Origin of the sequence: Nocardioides sp. REDSEA-S30_B4, from assembly GCF_001627265.1 — a bacterium.
Taxonomy (GTDB): Bacteria; Actinomycetota; Actinomycetes; order Propionibacteriales; family Nocardioidaceae; genus Nocardioides.
The window spans coordinates 50,209-65,111 of sequence record NZ_LUPI01000101.1 but is presented as its reverse complement, the minus strand read 5'-3'; the positions used below and the strand labels follow the sequence as shown (position 1 = coordinate 65,111).

The following is a 14,903-nucleotide window of genomic DNA, read 5'->3' as shown; positions in this document are numbered from 1 at the left end:
GACCCACCCTGGACCTCGAGACACCCGCCGTACGACTCAACAGGCTCCTCACCGAGGCCGCCTGACCCCACCCAGTTGCTTAGACCGGTTGACCTCAAGTCGCGCTGAGGGTGAGGACTCGTGCGGACTAACCCGGTCCGCCTCAGCTGAACACGTCGACGTGCACGTGGTCCCGGTGGGCCAGGATGTCGGGGTCCCCGGGCCGGTCGGGGGCGTCGTACCTCCGCCAGCCCTCGTCGCTGCGACGGGCGGTCCAGATCTTGGCGTCGAAGATGATCGTCTGGATGTCCAGGCGCTCGGCCTGCGCCACGAGGTACGACGCCACGGCCCAGCCGCGGGTCCTGCTCGCGTCGTCGACCGGCCGGAAGAAGATGTCGACCGCGCGGCCGTCGTAGTGCGTCGACCCGGGGATGTGCCCGTCGCGCACGCCGCCCGGCGCGAACCCGCCCAGCGACAGCGGTCCGAACACCGCCACGGCCTCAGCACGCACGTCCTCCGCCCGCGGGGTGAGGCCGTTGGCGCCCAGCTGCGCGGAGGCGGCCTCGGCGGAGCCGGGCACCTCGCAGTGGAAAGCGCCGCGCGAGTTGCCGGTCAGGGCGCTGGCCAGCGCCCTGGCGTCGTCCTCGTGGTCGGCGTAGGCGTCGGGGAACGCCGAGCGCTGGACCGCCTGGGCGGCCTCGGTGATCGGCAGGTCGCGGTATCCGTCGACCTCCACGAGCGCGTCGTAGAACGCGTTGGTCGCGTGGACCGGGTCGCTCACCTCGCGCTTGGTGCCCCAGCCCTGCGAGGGCCGCTGCTGGAACAGCCCCAGCGAGTCGCGGTCGCCGGTGGTCAGGTTGCGCAGCCCGGACTCCTGGTAGGCCGTGGCGAGCGCGATCGACACCGCCCGCGCCGGCAGCCCGCGTCGTACGCCGATGGCCGCGATCAGTGCGGCGTTCTCGGCCTGCTCCGGGGTGAGCTCGACGGTCAGGTCACCGACCGTCGCCTCGCACCGGTCGGGGAGGAACCCGGGGCCGATCTCGCGGACGACGTACCATCCGCCCACGGCCGTGGCGACCACCAGCCCGAGGGCCAGGAGGGCGCCGACGGCCTTGCTCGCGGGGTTCACGCCCCCATCCTCCGGGGGTGGGCCAAGTGGTCTCGACGCCCGCTCGCTGGCGCTCGCTGCTCGACCACCCGGCCGGGACGGTCAGTTTCTGTGCAGGTCGGCGTTGAGCGCGATGCCCTCGCCCTTCCACGGCACGGCCTCGACGGCACCGGAGACCGAGTTGCGGCGGAAGAGCACGTTGCTGGCGCCGGAGAGCTCGGAGGCCTTGATGACCGCGCCGTCCTCGACCCCCGCGACACCGCGGACGGTGACCTTGGTGCCGGCGGTGACGTAGCAACCGGCCTCGACGACGCAGTCGTCGCCCAGGGAGATGCCCAGGCCGGCGTTGGCGCCGAGCAGGCAGCGCTCGCCGATGGAGATGACCTGCTTGCCGCCGCCGGAGAGGGTGCCCATGATCGAGGAGCCACCGCCCACGTCGGAGCCGTCGCCCACGACGACACCGGCGGAGATGCGGCCCTCGACCATCGAGCTGCCGAGCGTGCCGGCGTTGAAGTTCACGAAGCCCTCGTGCATGACGGTGGTGCCCTCGGCGAGGTGAGCGCCCAGGCGCACGCGGTCGGCGTCGGCGATGCGCACGCCGGTGGGGACGACGTAGTCGGTCATCCGCGGGAACTTGTCGATGCCGTAGACCGCCACGTGCTGGCCGTGCATCCGCATCCGCGCGCGGGTGTCCTCGAAGCCCTCGACCGCGCACGGGCCGAGCGAGGTCGCCGGGCGTGGTCGCTGCCGACGGCCTCGACCAGCTCGCGCGGAGCCTCGTCGTCGGCCGGCCGCTCGCCGAGGTGGGGGTGGGGGAACCAGACGTCCAGGACGCTGCCCTCGGTGGCGGAGTCGGTCGAGACGGTGGCCAGTCCGTGGGCCCAGGCAGAGGTCGGAGTACTCACGGGCTCCACCCTAGGACGCCGCAGTCACTGCCCGACCCGCCCGTCCAGGCACTCGCGCAGCAGGTCGACGTGTCCCAGGTGCCTGGCGTACTCCTCCACCAGGTGCACCAGCACGTCGCGCACCTCGATCCGCTCGCCGTGCACCTCGACCAGCACGTCCATCGCCAGGTCGTCGGCCACCGACCGGGCGTGCGCGACCTCGTCGCGCCAGCGGGCCCAGGCCTCGTCGACGTACGCCGCCTCGACGACCTCGGGGAGCGCGAACCCCGCGTCCTCGGACTGGAAGAGCCGCTCCAGCCCGGTCTCGCCCTCCATCACCCGCCGCGCCCAGTGGTGCTCGACGCGGGTCAGGTGGCGCACCATCCCCAGCAAGGACATCCGCGACGGCGGGACCGAGGCGGTGGCCAGCTGGGCGGGGGAGAGGCCGCCGCACTTGAGTTCCAGCGTGGCGCGGTAGTGCTCGAGGTAGCCAAGCACCGTCTCCTTCTCGCCCCGGGTCGGGCCGGCCTGCATCCGCGGGTCCTCGTCGTGGGGCAGCCACATGTCGCTCATGGACGCACCCAACCACGGACCTGTGGAGGACATCTGTACGAATCTGGAGCCGTTCCGTACGATCCGAGCATGGCCTCCGTCCCCGTCAGCGCAGCCCGCGACCAGCTGCCCGCAGTGCTGGCGCAGTCGGCGACCGAGGCGGTGACGCTGCTGCGCCACGGCCGTCCGGTCGCGGTCGTGGTCAGCCCCGAGCGCTACGACCAACTGCTCGATGCGGAGGAGGAGCTCGAGGACGTCGAGGCCTTTGACGCCGCGATGGCCGAGGCCGGCGACGCCATCCCGTGGGAGCAGGTGAAGGTCGACCTTGGCTGGACCTGAGCCCAGGGCCGACGCGCGGCGCTGCCGCGTCGACATCACCCCCAGCGCCACTCGCCAGCTCCGCAAGCTCGACCCTCCCACCGTCCGCCGCGTCCAAGGTGCCATCGAGCTGCTGGCCCTCGACCCACGCCCGCCGGCTTCCCGTCAGCTGCGCGGTCGTCCGGGCTACCGCGTCCGGATCGGCGACTGGCGCGTCATCTACACAGTCGACGATGGCGTCCTGCTCGTCCTGGTGCTGCGGCTCGGCCACCGTCGCGACGTCTACGAGGGGTAGCCCGGTCGCAAACCGGTGGTGCGGCGGCGGGCGTGAGGCCTAGCCTCCGCGCATGTCCTCGGGAGAGCTGCTCGTCGTCATCGGCCCGCCGGCGGTCGGCAAGATGACCGTGGGGCGCGCGATCGCGGCCTCATCGGACTTCCGGCTCTTCCACAACCACCACGTCATCGAGCCGCTTGCCGAGGTCTTCGGCTTCGGGCACCCCGGCTTCGAGCGGCTCAAGGAGGCGTGGCGGCGCGAGGTCGTCGAGGAGGCAGCCGCCACCGGCATGCGGTTGGTGGCCACGTTCGTGTGGGGCGTCGACCTGCCCGAGGACGCCGACTACGTGCGCCGCTTCGTCGCGCCGTACGCCGACCGCGGGCTGCGGGTCTCGTTCGTCGAGCTGCACGCGGGGCTGGAGACGCGGTTGGTCCGCAACACCGGCGCCGACCGGGTCGCCGCCAAGCCCTCCAAGAGCGACCTCGAGTGGTCGCAGCGCCACGTCGTGGAGATGGACCGCGAGCGGATGAACACCGACCCTGACCGGCCCAGCCCCGCCGACGCCGTCATCGCCGAGCACCGGCACCTGCGCATCGACAACACCGACCTCTCCCCGGAGCAGGTGGCCGTGCGGGTGCTCGCATGGCTGGATGCCTGAGCGGAACCCATTTCCGCTTCGAGCCGGACGCGCCGTACGATCGGTGCACAGGCGTCTGAGCCGTCATCAGCGGCGAGCCTCCGGAAGAACGGCGGGAGACCGCCTACTAGAACCGGACGGGTAGGCCCGTCACAGCCGTGAACGAGTGGTGGTCTCGACAAGCTCGACCGTCGGGACCACAAGCAGGGTGGTACCGCGGTCCGCGAGGGTCGTCCCTGGGTGAGGAGTCCCCAGCAGACGAGCCAGGAGCCAGCGATGACCTACCCGAAGGTCTCCCACACCGACGCCACGTCGGTCCCCAGCAGCCCGCGCTTCCCCGAGATCGAGGAGCGGGTGCTGGCCTACTGGGCCGCCGACGGCACCTTCCAGGCCTCGATCGACCAGCGCGACCCGGGCGAGCGCGGCGAGAACGAGTTCGTCTTCTACGACGGCCCGCCGTTCGCCAACGGCCTGCCGCACTACGGCCACCTGCTCACCGGCTACGTCAAGGACCTCGTCCCGCGCTACCAGACGATGCGCGGCAAGCGCGTCGAGCGCCGCTTCGGCTGGGACACCCACGGCCTGCCCGCCGAGCTCGAGGCGATGCGCCTCAACGGCATCAAGACCACCGACGAGATCGTCGAGCTGGGCATCGAGAAGTTCAACGACGCCTGCCGTGAGTCGGTCATGAAGTACACCGGCGAGTGGCGCGACTACGTCACCCGCCAGGCCCGCTGGGTCGACTTCGACCACGACTACAAGACGATGAACCCCGACTACATGGAGTCGGTCATCTGGGCGTTCAAGTCGCTGTGGGACAAGGGCCTGGTCTACGAGGGCTTCCGCGTCCTGCCCTACTGCTGGAACGACGAGACGCCGCTGTCCAACCACGAGCTGCGGATGGACGACGACGTCTACAAGCAGGTCCAGGACCCGGCGGTCACCGTCGGCCTGCGGATGCACGCGACTGGCGAGGACGAGGTGCTCGACGGCGCCCACCTGCTCGTCTGGACGACCACCCCGTGGACCCTGCCCAGCCACCTGGCCGTGATGGTCGGCTCCGAGATCGACTACGTGGTCGTCGAGGGCCCCGTGCCGGGGACTGACCAGAAGGCGAAGTACGTCGTCGCCGAGGCCCGGCTGACGGCGTACAAGCGCGAGCTCTTCCCCGACGCCGACGAGCCGACCGTCCTGGGGCGCTACACCGGCGCCCAGCTGGTCGGCCGCACCTACGACCCGCCGTTCTCCTACTACGCCGACCACGCCGGCGAGGAGTTCGGTCGTGCGTTCCGCGTCGTCGCCGCCGACGACGCCGTCACCACCACCGACGGTGTCGGCCTCGTGCACACCGCCGGCGCCTTCGGTGAGGTCGACAAGGAGGTCACCGACCGCGAGGGCATCGAGGCGGTCATGCCGGTCGGCAAGGACGGCCGCTTCACCCACCCCGTCAACGACTACGCCGGCCTGCGGGTCTTCGACGCCAACCTGCAGATCATCGACCACCTCAAGGCCACGACCCGGGGCGAGGGCGAGACCGGCTCGGTCACCCCCGGCACGATCCTGCTGCGCCGCGAGACCTACGACCACTCCTACCCGCACTGCTGGCGCTGCCGCGAGCCCCTGATCTACAAGGGCGTCTCGTCGTGGTTCGTCGAGGTCACCGCGATCAAGCAGCGGATGCTCGAGCTCAACCAGGAGATCAACTGGGTGCCCGGGCACATCCAGGACGGCCAGTTCGGCCGCTGGCTGGAGAACGCCCGGGACTGGTCGATCACCCGCAACCGCTTCTGGGGCAGCCCGGTGCCGGTGTGGAAGTCCGACGACGAGGCCTACCCGCGCATCGACGTCTACGGCTCCTTCGAGGAGATCGAGCGCGACTTCGGCACGCTCCCGCGCAACGCCGACGGCGAGCCCGACCTGCACCGCCCGTACGTCGACGACCTGGTGCGCCCCAACCCCGACGACCCCCGCTCGATCGAGGAGGGCAAGTCGATGATGCGGCGCGTGCCCGACGTCCTCGACGTCTGGTTCGACTCCGGGTCGATGTCCTACGCCCAGGTGCACTACCCGTTCGAGAACGCCGACTGGTTCGCCGGCACCGCCGGCAAGGACGCGCACTTCCCGGCCGACTTCATCGTCGAGTACATCGGCCAGACCCGCGGCTGGTTCTACACGCTGCACATCCTCGCCACCGCGCTCTTCGACAAGCCGGCCTTCGAGAACTGCATCAGCCACGGCATCGTGCTCGGCTCCGACGGCAACAAGATGTCCAAGAGCCTGCGCAACTACCCCGACGTCCGCGAGGTCTTCGACCGCGACGGCGCCGACGCGATGCGCTGGTTCCTCATGGCCAGTCCGATCCTGCGCGGCGGCAACCTCATCGTCACCGAGCAGGGGATCCGCGACTCGGTGCGCCAGGTGATGATCCCGCTGTGGAACAGCTGGTACTTCTTCCAGCTCTACGCCAACGCCGCCGACGGCGGTGCGGGTGTCGACGTCGAGGGGTCGACGGACTCCACCGACCCGCTGGACCGCTACCTGCTGGCCAAGTGCCGTGACTACGTCGCGGACATGACCGGGGCGCTGGACTCCTACGCCGTGGCCGACGCCTGCGAGCTCACGCGCGGCTTCCTCGACGTGCTCACCAACTGGTACATCCGTCGCTCCCGCGACCGCTTCTGGGACGAGGACGCCCAGGCGTTCGCGACGCTGTTCACGGTGCTGGAGACCGTCTGCCGCGCCACCGCCCCGCTGCTGCCGCTGACCACCGAGGAGATCTGGCGGGGCCTGACCGGCGGTCGCTCGGTGCACCTGGCCGACTACCCGGCCGCCGACCGGCTCCCCGCCGACGACGCGCTCGTCGCGGCGATGGACACCGTCCGCGAGGTCTGCTCGGCCACCTCGGCACTGCGCAAGGCACGCTCGCTGCGCAACCGGCTGCCGCTGGCCACGCTCACCGTGGTCGTCGCCGACCTGTCCGGGCTCGAGGGCTTCGAGTCGATCGTGGCCGACGAGGTGAACGTGAAGGCGGTGCGGCTGCTCGCCGCGGACGCGGACGAGGCTGCGGCCTACGGCGTGGAGCAGAAGCTCACCGTCAACGCCCGTGCCGCCGGGCCGCGTCTGGGCAAGGACGTGCAGCACGCCATCAAGGGCTCGAAGTCCGGTGACTGGTCGGTGGCCGAGGACGGCACCGTGACCGCCGGCGGCCTGGCGCTGGTCGAGGGGGAGTACACCCTCGAGACCGTCGCCGGTGCGGCCGACGACAGCACCGCGGTCGGCATGCTGCCCGGCGGCGGGTTCGTCGTGCTCGACTGCGAGATCACCCCCGAGCTGGCCGCGGAGGGCCTCGCCCGCGACGTCGTCCGCGCGGTCCAGCAGGCGCGCAAGGACGCCGGCCTCGAGGTCTCCGACCGGATCAGCCTGGTCGTCGGCGGCCCAGCCGATGTGCAGGCCGCCGTCGCCGCGCACGAGGCGATGGTCGCCGAGGAGACGCTGGCGACCTCGGTGAGCACCGAGGACGCCGACGAGCTGAGCGTCCAGGTCGCCAAGGCCTGACGCGGGGGTGAGTCGTGCCCCTGAGCGGGCGCCATGGCGCCCGCTCAGGGGCACGACTCAGGAGATCAGCCGGCGGATCAGCCGATGAGCGCGGGCGGCTGGATGCCCAGCCGGGCGGCCATCCGGTCCAGGGAGCCCAGCACCTCGTCGGGGGACTTGTCCGGGACGCCCCAGATGAACTCGCTGACGCCCTGCTCGGCCCAGCGCATCAGGTCGTCGGGCTCGGGCTTGAACGCGATGAGGATGCGGATGTCGGGCATGCCCTCGCGACCCGCCTCGGCCCACGCGGCCTTGAGGTGGTCGATCTGGCCGGAGATGTCCTTCTGGGTCGGCGTGGTCATCCAGCCGTCGGCGTTCTCGGAGATCCACTTGAAGGTCTTGGGTCCGCCGCCGGCGCCGATGATCAGCGGGATGTGCGCGGCCGGCTTGGGGTAGGCCCAGGAGGGGCCGAACTGCACGAACTCCCCGTCGTACGACGCCTCCTCCTGCGTCCACAAGGCGCGCATCGCCTCGACGTACTCCCGCAGCACGGTGCGGCGCTTCTCCGCAGGCACGTGGTGGTCGGCGAGCTCGTCGGTGTTCCAGCCGAAGCCGGCGCCGATCTCGACCCGGCCGCCGGAGAGGTGGTCGAGGGTGGCGATGGTCTTGGCCAGCGTGATCGGGTCGGACTCGACCGGCAGCGCGACCGCGGTGGACAGCTTGATCCGCGAGGTCCGCGCGGCGACGGTGGCCAGCGAGACCCAGGGGTCGAGCGTGCGCAGGTAGCGGTCGTCGGGGAGCGTCTCGTCCTTGGTGCCGGGGTGGGCAGCGGTCCGCCTGACCGGGATGTGGGTGTGCTCGGGCACGTAGAAGGTGTCGAAGCCCCGCTCCTCGGCGGCGACGGCGAGGTCGGCCGGCCGGATGCCGCGGTCGGAAGTGAACAGGACGAGTCCGTTGCGCATGCGAGCACACTAGAACGTGTTCCAGTTCCTGGGAAGAGGTTTCTGGACACCTGTCCAGTCAGCGGTCCTCCGCAGGTCGGGCCGGGGCGGGAGCCACGGGGCTGCTTGACTCTCCCCATGACCTCAGACGCCCCGCTGCTCGACCTGGCCGTCGACCCGGTCACGCTCACCCGGCACCTGGTGGACATCGAGTCCGTCAGCCACGACGAGGGCCGCATCGCCGACGCCGTCGAGGCCGCGCTGCGCACGCACCCGCACCTGGAGGTGACCCGTCGCGCCCACACGATCGTGGCGCGCACCGACCTCGGCCGCGACGAGCGTGTCGTCATCGCCGGGCACCTCGACACCGTCCCGGTCAACGACAACCTGCCCAGCCGCCTCGACGAGGAGGCCGGCATCCTGCACGGCTGCGGCACCTGCGACATGAAGGGCGGCGACGCCGTCCTGCTCCACCTCGCCGCCACCGTGCCCGAGCCGGTCCGCGACGTCACCTACGTGCTCTACGAGGCCGAGGAGGTCGAGGAGCGCTACAACGGCCTCAAGCACCTCGCCGAGCGCGAGCCCGACCTGCTCGCGGCCGACTTCGCGATCCTCATGGAGCCCTCCAACGCCGGCGTCGAGGCCGGCTGCCAGGGCACCCTGCGCGTCGAGGTCACCACCACCGGTGAGCGTGCGCACTCGGCCCGCTCCTGGAAGGGCGTCAACGCCATCCACGCCGCCACCGACGTGCTGGCGCGGCTGCAGGCCTACGAGCCGCGCCGCCCGGTCATCGACGGGCTGGAGTACCACGAGGGCCTCAACGCCGTGCGCATCCACGGGGGAGTGGCCGGCAACGTCGTCCCCGACGAGTGCGTCGTGGAGGTCAACTTCCGCTTCGCACCCGACCGGTCGACCGACGAGGCGGTGGCGTTCGTGACCGAGTTCTTCGCGCCGTACGACGTCCGCCTCACCGACCTGGCGCCCGGCGCGCTGCCCGGCCTGGACCGGCCGGCGGCCGCGGCGTTCGTCGAGGCGACCGGCGGCAAGGTGGCGCCGAAGTTCGGCTGGACCGACGTCGCGCGCTTCACCTCGCTGGGCATCCCGGCGGTCAACTACGGACCGGGTGACCCGTTGTTCGCCCACAAGGCCGACGAGCACGTCAGGATCTCCGACATCGAGACCTGCGCGACGACGTTGAGGGGATGGCTCACCGATGGGCTGGCGTGACGAGAAGGGCCGGCCGAGCCGGTTCAAGGGGCCGGTCCGGCTGCGCCGCGACCAGGTCGAGACGACCACGACCGACCAGCGGCTGCTGGACAGCCGCGGCCCGCACGACTGGGTCCACACCGACCCGTGGCGGGTGCTGCGCATCCAGGCCGAGTTCGTCGAGGGCTTCGGCCAGCTCGCCGAGCTCGGCTCGGCGGTGGCGGTCTTCGGGTCGGCGCGCACCACGCCCGACGAGCCGTCCTTCGCCCAGGCCGAGGAGGTCGGGCGCAAGCTGGTCGAGGCCGGCTTCGCGGTCGTCACCGGCGGTGGCCCCGGCGCCATGGAGGCCGCCAACCGCGGCGCCAGCCAGGCCGGCGGCGTCAGCGTCGGGCTCGGCATCGAGCTGCCCTTCGAGTCCGGCCTCAACGACTGGGTCGACGTCGGCATCAACTTCCGCTACTTCTTCGTGCGCAAGACGATGTTCGTGAAGTACTCCCAGGGCTACATCGTCCTCCCCGGCGGCGTCGGCACCCTCGACGAGCTCTTCGAGGCGCTCACGCTCTCGCAGACCCGCAAGGTCACGCAGTTCCCGATCGTGCTGCTCGGCACCGCCTACTGGAGCGGCCTGCTGGACTGGATGCGCGACACGCAGCTGGCCGAGGGCAAGATCTCGCAGTCCGACCTCGACATGATGGTGCTGACCGACGACGTCGACGAGGCGGTGGCGCTCATGGTCGCCGCCCGCGAGCAGGAGGACCGAGCCGGATGATGTGGCTGTTCGCGATCCTGGCCGTGCTGCTGCTCGGCGGGGTCGCCGTCGTCGCCGCCGGCATGGGCACCCCGCTGGCGCAGGAGTACGGCGACCGCCCGGACGCCGAGGTCCCCGCCGACCGGCCTTTGGGGCCCGAGGACCTGCGACGGGTCCGGTTCTCGGTCGCGCTGCGCGGCTACCGGATGAGCGAGGTCGACGCCCTGCTCGCCCGGCTCGCCGAGGAGCAGGCGGCACGCGCCCCCGAGTCGGAGGGTCGTGGCGCCACGGGCGAGGAGTGAGGCACACTCACCCGCGTGTCCGTCGCCGTCGTCGTCTACGTCCTCACCGGTCTCGCGGCGGTCGTCGTCGCGCTGACCCGGCTCCGCCTGGGAGGCGGTGGCGGGGCGACCCGCGTCGACGTCGGCTCGGCCTGGCTGATGGCCCACACCGTGCTCGGTGCCCTGGCGCTGGTCGTCTGGATGGTCTTCCTGGTCTCTCCGGAGGACACCCCCAGCGGTGACCCGCTGGTCGGGGTCGTGGCGCTCGGCCTGTGGTGGGGCGTCGCGATCGCCGGCCTGATGATCCTCGTGCGCTGGCTGCCCTCCAAGGGCCGGCACGCCGTCGCGGCGGCCGAGGACACCTGGTCCTCCGGACCGGGGCTCTCGCTGCTCGCACACCTCGGGATGGTCGTCGGCGTCGCCGTCTTCACCTGGGCCTACTGGACGGCCGCGGTCTGATGGCGACCGGCCCGAGCACCGGCCGGGCCGCGCTCGCGGGCGTCTCGGCCCTGGGGCTGCTGGCCACCGTCGTACCCCTCGGTGCGCACCTCGCGCCCCTCGAGGCCGCCGCGGCCCCGCGGAAGCCGGCGGTCGTCCAGACCGTCACGCTCGGCGAGTCGGTCCGCGGCAGGCCGATCTACGCCTACCGCCTCGGTGAGCCGGCCGACAACGGCGTGCCGACCGTGGTGCTGATCGGCGCCATGCACGGCAACGAGCCGCGCACCCGCCCCGCGCTGTGGTCGATCAAGGACGGCGACCCGCTGGTCGGCGCAGAGGTGTGGGTGATCCCGACCTACAACCCCGACGGCATCGCCGCGGGCACCCGCAAGAACGCCCGCGGCGTCGACCTCAACCGCAACTTCCCCTACCGGTGGGCCGACCTCGACGGCAACTACGAGTCCGGCCCGCGCCCCGGCTCCGAGCCCGAGACCCGTGCGGTGATGCGCTTCCTGCGCCGCGTGCAGCCCGACCGGATCCTCAGCTTCCACCAGCCGCTGCACGGCGTGGACACCGACACCAAGGACCGGACGTACGCCGAGCGGGTGGCCCGCATCCTGCGACTGCCCCGCAAGACCTTCGACTGCGGCGGGGTCTGCCACGGCACCATGACCGGCTGGTTCAACCACCGGTTCACGGGGTCGGCGCTGACCGTGGAGCTGGGCCCGAAGCCGGGGCGGCGCTACCTGCGCACCACCTTCGCCCGGCGCATCCTGAAGGTGATCGGCGCCGAGCCCGGCGACTACGCCTGGGGTCCGATGCCCACACCCACTCCCGACCGTCCGGGTCGCCGTCCGGGTCGCCGTCCGGGTCGCCGTCCGGGTCGCCGTCCGGGTCGCCGTCCGAGTCGCCGACGCTCAGCGGCCGGTGAAGACCGGCTTCTCCTTGGCCACGAAGGCGGCGACGGCCGCCCGGTGGTCGTCGGTGGCGCCGGTGGAATTCATCATCTGCCGCTCGAACTCCAGGGCCTCGTCGGTGTCGTGCCCGGCGGCGTACGTCACCGAGCGGCGCATCGCGCCGTAGGCACGCGTGGGGCCGGCCGCGAGCCGGGCGGCCAGCGTGGCGACCTCGCCGGCCAGGTCGTCGGGGGAGACGATGGTCGTCGCGAGGCCGATCTCGAGGGCCTCGGCCGCGGGCACGGTGCGCGGGAAGTAGAGCAGCTCGATCGCCTTGGCGCGGCCCACGAGCAGCGGCAGGCTGATGCTCGCGCCGGTGTCGCACGAAAGCGCCACGCCCGCGAAGGCCAGGTTGAAGCCGGCCGTGTCGGCGACGACCCGCAGGTCGCAGGCCATCGCCAGGCTCGCGCCGGCGCCGGCGGCGACGCCGTTGACCGCGGCGATGACCGGCTTGTCCATCGCCATGATCGTCGAGACGATCGGGTTGTAGTGCTTCTCGACGGTGGTGAAGAGCTGGTCGCTGCCACCGGTCTCGAGCAGGTTGATGTGCTCCTTGAGATCCTGGCCGGTGCAGAAGGCACGGCCGGTGCCGGTGAGCACCACGCAGCGCACCGAGGGGTCCTCGGAGACCTGGCGCACGACCTCGACGAGGATCTCCTTGGTCGCGATGTCGAGACTGTTCATGGCCTCGGGGCGGTTGAGGGTGATGGTCGCGACGCCGTCGGAGACGTCGAGCAGGACGGGTCCGGAGGTGAGCTGGCCGGTGGTCTCACTGGGGGTCTGGCTGGTCATGGGCGCGAGTCTGCCGCATGTCGCAGGACCCCTGTGCTCCCGATCACCGTCGGTGTGGGGGATAATGGTCATCCACGCGTGGTCCGGGCTTCCGGAGGCACGTGTCCGGTGCCCATGAGGCCCCACGGGGCTTCACGACGAGGGAAGAGGTGCGCGATGGCGGCGATGAAGCCGCGGACGGGCGACGGTCCGCTGGAGGTCACGAAGGAAGGGCGCGGCATCGTCATGCGCGTCCCCCTCGAGGGCGGCGGTCGTCTCGTCGTCGAGCTGAACGCCGAGGAGGCCGGCGCCCTGGGCGACGCCCTCAAGGCCGTCGTCGGCTGACGCCTCCTCGATGGAGCCCTCCACACCCGTCCTCCCCACCCAGGTCACGCCCCCTGAGCTCGCGCTCAGCGACGCCGCACCCCACGCCATCGTCGGCGTGGAGGTCGTCGCGGTGCCCGTGCTCCCGGGGGACGACGACACCGGCCCCGCCCTGGGGCCCGGCGCCGAGGAGCTCTCCGAGCAGCTCGGCGCCGACCTGCTGGCGCTGCTGGAGGCCGAGAAGGCCACCGGCAAGGTCGGTGAGGTGGTCCGGTTCCCGGTGCCGCTCGGCGGCCCGACGAACGCCGACCTGCGCTGGGTGTTCCTCGTCGGTGTCGGCGACCAGGGGACCGACGCGCTGCGGCGCGCCGGTGCCGCCCTGGCCCGCGCCACCGTTGGGCGCAGCAGCGTCGCGACCTCCATCGCGTCGCTGACCGACGACGCGGGCCTCGAGGCCTTCGTCGTGGGCGCGGTGCTGGGCTCCTTCTCCTTCTCGTGGCGCTCGCAGGAGCGCCCCGAGTCCGCCCCGGTGGCGCGGATCGTCCTGACCGGCTGTGCCGAGGACCGGCGTCCCGCCCTCGAGCGCGGGCTCGCGCTCGGTGGTGCCGGGTGGCGCGCGCGGCTGCTCGCGACCGTGCCCTCCAACCTGAAGAACCCGCCCTGGCTGGCCGAGCAGGCCCGCCTGGTCGCCGAGGAGGCCGGGCTGGCCTACCGCGTGTGGGACGAGCAGCAGCTGGCGGCCGAGGGGTTCGGCGGCATCATCGGCGTCGGGCAGGGGTCCGCGACCCCGCCGCGCCTGGTCCGCCTCGACTACACCCCGCGCAAGGCCAACCGGAGGACGCCGACGGTCGTGCTGGTCGGCAAGGGCATCACCTTCGACACCGGCGGTCTGTCCATCAAGCCGGCCGAGGGCATGACCACCATGAAGCGCGACATGACCGGCGCCGCCGTGGTGCTCTCGGTGATGGCCGCCCTCGAGACGGTCGGCTGCCCGGTCAAGGTCGTCGGCCTGCTGGCCTGCGCCGAGAACGCCGTCTCCGGCTCCTCGATGCGCCCCGGTGACGTGCTGCGCCACTACGGCGGGCGCACCACCGAGGTCACCAACACCGACGCCGAGGGACGCCTGGTCATGGCCGACGCCCTCGCGTACGCCGTCGCCGAGCTCGCCCCCGCGGCGCTGGTCGACGTGGCGACGCTGACCGGGGCGATCAAGGTCGCGCTGGGCCAGCGCACCGGCGGCTTCTTCGCCGACCACGAGGGCCTGGCCTCCGCCATCAACGACGCCGGCACCCGGTCCGGCGAGCGGATGTGGCGCTTCCCGCTGGCCTCGGTCTACGAGGAGCGCATCTCCTCCAAGGTCGCCGACGCCGACAACGCCGGCGGTGGTCCCGGCGCCATCACCGCGGCGCTGTTCCTGCAGCACTTCACCGGTGACGTGCCGTGGGCCCACCTCGACGTCGCGTCCGTGGGCGACTCGCCCTCGGAGAGCTTCGAGTGGACCGCGGGCCCGACCGGCTTCGGTGCACGGGCGCTGCTGACCTGGCTGGGCTCCGACGAGCCGCTCGCCGGCATCGGGACTGACGCGTGATCGGCCTCAGCGTGCGGTGGTCCCTGGAGGGGCTGCCGGACTCCGTGGCCGAGGACCTGGCGGCGTACGTCGAGACGACCTCGCACGCGCGCTTCACCGGCATGTCCGGGCTGCGCCAGAAGGTGTGGCGGATGCGGCGCGGGGAGTGGTTCGAGGGGACCTACGTCTTCGCGACGCTCGCCGACCGCGAGGCGTTCCAGGCGGAGTTCGAGGCCACCATGACCGACGCGCCTGGATCCCGCATCGTCGGTGCCCCGCCCGTCCTCGTCGAGCCCTGGGAGCTCGTCGCCGTCGCCGAGGGCTGGGACGCCCTCACGCCCACCGCCCGCGGCGAGCGCTGAGGGCCGGCCGGACCGGGTTACGA

General features: G+C 72.1%; 15 protein-coding genes and 2 pseudogenes. 12 read left to right on the top strand and 5 right to left on the bottom strand.

Annotation, left to right across the window (positions count from 1 at the left end; all coding sequences use genetic code 11):
- Nucleotides 1–142: 142 nt before the first annotated feature.
- The 3 genes and pseudogenes from A6R01_RS17520 to A6R01_RS17510 all read right to left on the bottom strand — a co-directional run bounded on the left by A6R01_RS17520 (nucleotide 143) and on the right by A6R01_RS17510 (nucleotide 2,544).
- Nucleotides 143–1,108, bottom strand: a complete 966-nt coding sequence (locus A6R01_RS17520) for a hypothetical protein (RefSeq protein WP_292608721.1) — start codon at nucleotides 1,106–1,108, stop codon at nucleotides 143–145.
- 81 nt (nucleotides 1,109–1,189) lie between these two features.
- Nucleotides 1,190–2,016: pseudogene (locus A6R01_RS17515) on the bottom strand (DapH/DapD/GlmU-related protein).
- Entirely contained in the window at nucleotides 2,017–2,544 is a 528-nt protein-coding gene (locus A6R01_RS17510) for a DinB family protein (protein WP_292608717.1), read from the bottom strand.
- Nucleotides 2,545–2,613: 69 nt separating this feature from the next.
- Between A6R01_RS17510 and A6R01_RS17505 the strand changes: the two genes are divergently transcribed.
- The 4 genes from A6R01_RS17505 (at nucleotide 2,614) to ileS (ending at nucleotide 7,307) form a co-directional block, all read left to right on the top strand.
- The gene (locus tag A6R01_RS17505; protein ID WP_292608715.1) at nucleotides 2,614–2,862 is read left to right on the top strand and encodes a type II toxin-antitoxin system Phd/YefM family antitoxin; all 249 of its coding nucleotides are present in this window, start codon (nucleotides 2,614–2,616) and stop codon (nucleotides 2,860–2,862) included.
- Nucleotides 2,849–3,136: a type II toxin-antitoxin system RelE/ParE family toxin gene (locus tag A6R01_RS17500; protein ID WP_292608713.1), complete on the top strand. Its 288-nt coding sequence runs from the start codon at nucleotides 2,849–2,851 to the stop codon at nucleotides 3,134–3,136. The genes A6R01_RS17505 and A6R01_RS17500 overlap by 14 nt, the downstream gene beginning before the upstream one ends.
- Nucleotides 3,137–3,188: 52 nt before the next feature.
- Nucleotides 3,189–3,773 (top strand): hypothetical protein, encoded by a 585-nt coding sequence (locus tag A6R01_RS17495; RefSeq protein WP_292608710.1) that lies wholly within the window; start codon nucleotides 3,189–3,191, stop codon nucleotides 3,771–3,773.
- A gap of 255 nt (nucleotides 3,774–4,028) precedes the next feature.
- Complete coding sequence (gene ileS, locus A6R01_RS17490) at nucleotides 4,029–7,307, top strand: isoleucine--tRNA ligase (RefSeq protein WP_292608707.1); 3,279 nt, start codon at nucleotides 4,029–4,031, stop codon at nucleotides 7,305–7,307.
- Between the two features lie 77 nt (nucleotides 7,308–7,384).
- On the opposite strand, the gene A6R01_RS17485 is transcribed toward ileS, so the two are convergent.
- A complete protein-coding gene (locus tag A6R01_RS17485) occupies nucleotides 7,385–8,248 on the bottom strand; it encodes an LLM class F420-dependent oxidoreductase (RefSeq protein ID WP_292608704.1) in 864 nt (287 codons plus the stop codon).
- A gap of 117 nt (nucleotides 8,249–8,365) precedes the next feature.
- On the opposite strand from A6R01_RS17485, the gene dapE reads away from it, so the two are divergent.
- From dapE to A6R01_RS18385, 5 genes and pseudogenes are all read left to right on the top strand, one after another.
- Nucleotides 8,366–9,454: a succinyl-diaminopimelate desuccinylase gene (gene dapE, locus A6R01_RS17480; protein WP_292608700.1), complete on the top strand. Its 1,089-nt coding sequence runs from the start codon at nucleotides 8,366–8,368 to the stop codon at nucleotides 9,452–9,454.
- Nucleotides 9,441–10,202 carry a TIGR00730 family Rossman fold protein gene (locus A6R01_RS17475; RefSeq protein WP_292608696.1) on the top strand — a complete coding sequence of 254 codons (762 nt, stop codon included), beginning with the start codon at nucleotides 9,441–9,443 and terminating at the stop codon, nucleotides 10,200–10,202. Before dapE ends, A6R01_RS17475 begins: the two co-directional genes overlap by 14 nt.
- Entirely contained in the window at nucleotides 10,199–10,483 is a 285-nt protein-coding gene (locus tag A6R01_RS17470) for a DivIVA domain-containing protein (protein WP_292608693.1), read from the top strand. The genes A6R01_RS17475 and A6R01_RS17470 overlap by 4 nt, the downstream gene beginning before the upstream one ends.
- 15 nt (nucleotides 10,484–10,498) lie before the next feature.
- Nucleotides 10,499–10,921 (top strand): hypothetical protein, encoded by a 423-nt coding sequence (locus A6R01_RS17465; RefSeq protein ID WP_292608690.1) that lies wholly within the window; start codon nucleotides 10,499–10,501, stop codon nucleotides 10,919–10,921.
- Nucleotides 10,921–11,439 (top strand): annotated as a pseudogene (locus tag A6R01_RS18385) (M14 family zinc carboxypeptidase); the annotation flags it as partial. The gene A6R01_RS17465 and the pseudogene A6R01_RS18385, both read left to right, overlap by 1 nt.
- Nucleotides 11,440–11,817: 378 nt before the next feature.
- Here A6R01_RS18385 and A6R01_RS17460 read toward each other — a convergent pair.
- The gene (locus A6R01_RS17460) at nucleotides 11,818–12,648 is read right to left on the bottom strand and encodes an enoyl-CoA hydratase-related protein (protein WP_292608687.1); all 831 of its coding nucleotides are present in this window, start codon (nucleotides 12,646–12,648) and stop codon (nucleotides 11,818–11,820) included.
- 156 nt (nucleotides 12,649–12,804) lie between these two features.
- Here A6R01_RS17460 and A6R01_RS17455 point away from each other — a divergent pair, with 156 nt between their 5' ends.
- From A6R01_RS17455 to A6R01_RS17445, 3 genes are read left to right on the top strand one after another with little or no spacing between them, the layout of a single operon-like run.
- Nucleotides 12,805–12,972 carry a DUF3117 domain-containing protein gene (locus A6R01_RS17455; RefSeq protein WP_166191440.1) on the top strand — a complete coding sequence of 56 codons (168 nt, stop codon included), beginning with the start codon at nucleotides 12,805–12,807 and terminating at the stop codon, nucleotides 12,970–12,972.
- A 10-nt stretch (nucleotides 12,973–12,982) separates the two neighbouring features.
- Nucleotides 12,983–14,539, top strand: coding sequence for a leucyl aminopeptidase (locus A6R01_RS17450; RefSeq protein ID WP_292608684.1), 1,557 nt, complete (start codon nucleotides 12,983–12,985; stop codon nucleotides 14,537–14,539).
- On the top strand, nucleotides 14,536–14,880 hold the full coding sequence (locus A6R01_RS17445) for a hypothetical protein (protein ID WP_292608681.1): 345 nt from the start codon (nucleotides 14,536–14,538) through the stop codon (nucleotides 14,878–14,880). The genes A6R01_RS17450 and A6R01_RS17445 overlap by 4 nt, the downstream gene beginning before the upstream one ends.
- Nucleotides 14,881–14,903: the final 23 nt, after the last annotated feature.

Coding starts and splice junctions, on each gene's coding strand:
- A6R01_RS17470 (WP_292608693.1), top strand. CDS start 10,199: ATGATGTGGCTGTTCGCGATCCTGGCCGTGCTGCTGCTCGGCGGGGTC.
- dapE (WP_292608700.1), top strand. CDS start 8,366: ATGACCTCAGACGCCCCGCTGCTCGACCTGGCCGTCGACCCGGTCACG.
- A6R01_RS17460 (WP_292608687.1), bottom strand. CDS start 12,648: ATGACCAGCCAGACCCCCAGTGAGACCACCGGCCAGCTCACCTCCGGA.
- A6R01_RS17495 (WP_292608710.1), top strand. CDS start 3,189: ATGTCCTCGGGAGAGCTGCTCGTCGTCATCGGCCCGCCGGCGGTCGGC.
- A6R01_RS17510 (WP_292608717.1), bottom strand. CDS start 2,544: ATGAGCGACATGTGGCTGCCCCACGACGAGGACCCGCGGATGCAGGCC.
- A6R01_RS17455 (WP_166191440.1), top strand. CDS start 12,805: ATGGCGGCGATGAAGCCGCGGACGGGCGACGGTCCGCTGGAGGTCACG.
- ileS (WP_292608707.1), top strand. CDS start 4,029: ATGACCTACCCGAAGGTCTCCCACACCGACGCCACGTCGGTCCCCAGC.
- A6R01_RS17505 (WP_292608715.1), top strand. CDS start 2,614: ATGGCCTCCGTCCCCGTCAGCGCAGCCCGCGACCAGCTGCCCGCAGTG.
- A6R01_RS17475 (WP_292608696.1), top strand. CDS start 9,441: ATGGGCTGGCGTGACGAGAAGGGCCGGCCGAGCCGGTTCAAGGGGCCG.
- A6R01_RS17485 (WP_292608704.1), bottom strand. CDS start 8,248: ATGCGCAACGGACTCGTCCTGTTCACTTCCGACCGCGGCATCCGGCCG.
- A6R01_RS17450 (WP_292608684.1), top strand. CDS start 12,983: ATGGAGCCCTCCACACCCGTCCTCCCCACCCAGGTCACGCCCCCTGAG.